This is a genomic window from bacterium (assembly GCA_040755795.1).
In the GTDB taxonomy this organism is placed as follows: domain Bacteria; phylum UBA9089; class CG2-30-40-21; order CG2-30-40-21; family SBAY01; genus JBFLXS01.
This window is the reverse complement of the sequence record JBFLXS010000326.1, coordinates 2,139-4,706: the sequence shown is the minus strand read 5'-3', so window position 1 is coordinate 4,706 and position 2,568 is coordinate 2,139. Positions and strand designations below refer to the sequence as shown.

General features: G+C 35.6%; 5 protein-coding genes. All 5 read right to left on the bottom strand.

The window, feature by feature from the left end:
* Positions 1–171 precede the first annotated feature (171 nt).
* Complete coding sequence (locus AB1414_15835) at positions 172–342, bottom strand: hypothetical protein (protein ID MEW6608890.1); 171 nt, start codon at positions 340–342, stop codon at positions 172–174.
* Positions 332–811 carry a type II toxin-antitoxin system VapC family toxin gene (locus AB1414_15830; protein ID MEW6608889.1) on the bottom strand — a complete coding sequence of 160 codons (480 nt, stop codon included), beginning with the start codon at positions 809–811 and terminating at the stop codon, positions 332–334. The genes AB1414_15835 and AB1414_15830 overlap by 11 nt, the downstream gene beginning before the upstream one ends.
* A 44-nt stretch (positions 812–855) precedes the next feature.
* The gene (locus AB1414_15825; protein MEW6608888.1) at positions 856–1,407 is read right to left on the bottom strand and encodes a nucleotide exchange factor GrpE; all 552 of its coding nucleotides are present in this window, start codon (positions 1,405–1,407) and stop codon (positions 856–858) included.
* Between the two features lie 45 nt (positions 1,408–1,452).
* Positions 1,453–1,740, bottom strand: coding sequence for an FmdB family zinc ribbon protein (locus AB1414_15820; protein ID MEW6608887.1), 288 nt, complete (start codon positions 1,738–1,740; stop codon positions 1,453–1,455).
* A 474-nt stretch (positions 1,741–2,214) separates the two neighbouring features.
* Positions 2,215–2,568, bottom strand: a 354-nt coding sequence (locus AB1414_15815) for a TCP-1/cpn60 chaperonin family protein (protein ID MEW6608886.1), incomplete at its 5' end; no start/stop codon positions are given.

Genomic DNA, 2,568 nt, shown 5'->3' with positions numbered 1-2,568 from the left:
TAACAATATTTGAAAGTTCGTTTTCGTTTATAGACCTGTTTTTCTTTCTTTGCGTCCTTTGCGAAACCTTCCTTTGCGCTCTTTGCGGTTAAATCTTTATACCTTTAAAAAACTTGAACATCGAGTTTTAGATTTACTGACTGATACTTTCAATCAGTTTTTTTTACAAGGTTATTTCTGTAACGAATAAAGTTTCTTAAGTTTTAAACCGTATTTCATAGAGAAGTTTTCTGCTGACTTTTTAAAACTTACTATCTTTTCTTTGGTAGAAAGTCCTTTCATTTCCTCATAAACTTTCTCTTTCCAATTCCAGACCTCTTGAAGTGACTTATCAACTTTCATATCTACTCACCTCCATCGGAGTAACTATCTCCAACTTTTTAAAATATCCTTTTTCTAAACTTGCGCTATGAAATAACTCTGCCTTCCTTAAATTTGCTAAATGTTGGTAATTCCATGTTACAACTGCATCCATCTCCGCAGCTGTTGCTATAGCCACATGCAATGCATCATCTTCTTTCTTCTCTGGTAGAATACCTTTAGCCATATAACTCTTAGCCATCTCAACTGCTTCTTCTGTAATCTCCAATTCTATCACTGGATAACTTTTAATAAGTTTTCCCAGTTGAGTTTTTTTTAGTTCTGATGCATCGCTTATTTCTTTAAGAACTACTTCGGAAATAAATACTTCATATTCTCCTTTTCGCACCAAATCAAAAAAGTCTTTTGTCACATCTCTCTTTTCAGGGGCATCATCTGCAAAGTAAAAATTCCACACAGAAGTATCAACATATAATTTTAATTTTCGCATAGATACTCCTTTTTTCTCGCCAATTTGAGTGGTAAGTAGTTTCTCTACTCACTACTTTTTGCTTTACTAACGGCTACTTGAGCCGGTCTAATTACTTTATTATTCAGCAAATATCCTTTTCTTAACTCCTGAGTTACAATATCTTCAGGATGTTCTTGCGATTCTATATGCAGGAGTGCCTCATGTTTTTTGGGGTCAAACGGGTTTCCTACGGTTTCTATTCCAGCAAGTCCATTTTTTACCAGAATATCCTCTAATTGTTTCCGAATTAATTCTACCCCTGGCAAAAAGCTCTCCAAACTATGTGATTCATGAACACCATTTAATGCTCTATCAAGACTATCCATTACCGGTAATAATTCAATAATTAAACCTTCATTGGCGAATTTGGCAAATTCTATTCTTTGTTTTTCCTCGCGTTTTTTATAGTTTTCAAATTCTGCCTTAAGTCGCCTGAGATGGTCTAAATATTCATCAGCAAGGATTTTCTGTTTTTCAAACTCAGCTAACTCTTGTTTTGTAATACTTACTTTTTCTTCAACCTTCTCAATCTCAATATGTTCTTCTGGTTCTGTGATAATTTTTTTCTTTGACAAATTTTTCCCCTCTCTAATCATATCATATTTTTAAATTAAATTCAACTATTTTTTCGCGGTGGAGACTTTATCTTTTTTAGAATCAGGCTTTTCAGGTTTAGGTTCTTTGTAGCCTATTTCTTTTTTTTCTGCCTCGACATAAGTTTTGCTTCTCTGAACATAATCTGTGGCATAGAAGCCTGAACCTTTAAATAAAAATCCTGCTCCTGCTGTAAATACCCTTTTAACATCTGCTTTACATTCAAGGCATTTTTTTAGAGGTTCATCTGTAATTTTTTGAAATTCCTCAAATCTAAATCCACATTTTAGGCATTCATATTCATAAGTTGGCATTTTAACATCTCCCTACTTAAATCTGGGTAACCGTTCAGGGCTATACATTAGAAGTGTAAACAAGGAGAAATGGCTCAAACTTTTTCTTGCTCCACCCTTCGGACATCAATCTTGGAGTCTGCGAAATTTACCCCTAACCCTATTTCTTTATCCACTGCTCTAAGGTATACTCTAACCTCATTATAATACTTCCCACTTATCTCCTCTTATGGACATTAATACAGGCATTAATAATCCTATCAGTTAACTCTTCTTTTCTCCACTTCTCCATCTTCTCCCTTTCTCCTTATTTTTATCCTCCCTGAACCCTTACAGAAAATCAGTGTTTTATCCGTGTCCATCTATAGATGAATGGTTACAAATCTGGTAATTGGTAACTAAATAGTATTCACCCTTTACCAATCATCAAAAAACAAGGAGTGGGAGTTTTTAGTTCCCACTCCTTAAAATTTTTTCTCACTGCTCACTACTTACTTAATACATATCCCCGTATCCACCGCCTGGTGGCATCGGAGGCATATCTTTTTTCTTTTCAGGGATATCCGTAACCAATGCTTCTGTGGTCAACATTAATCCTGCAATCGAAGTTGCATTTTGCAGGGCACAGCGAGTTACTTTTGCCGGGTCAATCACCCCTGCCTGGACTAAATCAGTGAATTTATCTTCTGAGGCATCGTAGCCAAGATTAGGGTCTTTCTCCGACCTAATCTTCTCGGCGACTATCGAACCTTCTAATCCGGCATTTTCTGCAATTTGTCTTAAAGGTTCTTCTAATGCCCGTCTAACAATCATTGCACCGACTTTTTCATCCCCTTCTAATTTAAGTTT

What these genes read in the sequence shown, in the direction of transcription:
- AB1414_15835 (MEW6608890.1), bottom strand. Translation starts at nt 342, where the DNA reads ATGAAAGTTGATAAGTCACTTCAAGAGGTCTGGAATTGGAAAGAGAAA.
- AB1414_15830 (MEW6608889.1), bottom strand. Translation starts at nt 811, where the DNA reads ATGCGAAAATTAAAATTATATGTTGATACTTCTGTGTGGAATTTTTAC.
- AB1414_15820 (MEW6608887.1), bottom strand. Translation starts at nt 1,740, where the DNA reads ATGCCAACTTATGAATATGAATGCCTAAAATGTGGATTTAGATTTGAG.